This window comes from Paraflavitalea devenefica (assembly GCF_011759375.1).
In the GTDB taxonomy this organism is placed as follows: domain Bacteria; phylum Bacteroidota; class Bacteroidia; order Chitinophagales; family Chitinophagaceae; genus Paraflavitalea; species Paraflavitalea devenefica.
Map to the genome: position 1 here is coordinate 1 of NZ_JAARML010000021.1, position 574 is coordinate 574.

Sequence of the window (574 nt, forward strand, 5' to 3'; positions counted from 1 at the left end):
TATTACCTTCTTATGGTGGTTATACCGAGGGTGTTCACCTCTTCCCATACCGAACAGAGTAGTTAAGCCCCTCATGGCCGATGGTACTGCACCAAAATGCGGGAGAGTAGGTAGCTGCCATATTTATTACAAAACCCCTTACATTTCGGTGTAAGGGGTTTTGCTTTTTATGAGAGCCTACCTTATTCAATAACCTTATTTCACCGCTCTAACGCTCTTCAAAAGAGCTTCACAGTTCAAACAGGCAGGCACACAGGTTCTCAGTAATACAAAAGCCCTGCAAACAAAAGCACCCCCTTAAAGGATGCACACACAAAACCCAATTATCAGTTGCCTTGACCGGCACGATAGTTCAACCATTAGTTCTTTCAAATATATTCTCCACTGATTCTTAAAGAAAAAACTTAAAGAAAAAGTAAGAATAAATTTGGTGAAACATAATCAACCTCCTACCTTTGCAACCCCAACGAAACGGGGTCAGTGAAAGAGGGATAAAACCTTCGGTAGTAAGCTGATAAAGATCTTTGAAAGTTTGGAAGCAACAGCACATAAGTTGTAAGATTTATGGTAAATT

The 574-nt window shown here is 40.2% G+C and carries 1 rRNA gene; it reads left to right on the forward strand.

The annotated features are described in order from the left end of the window. Positions 1–11: 11 nt before the first annotated feature. A 5S ribosomal RNA gene (rrf, locus tag HB364_RS32875) occupies positions 12–123 on the forward strand. The last annotated feature ends 451 nt before the right edge of the window (positions 124–574 follow it).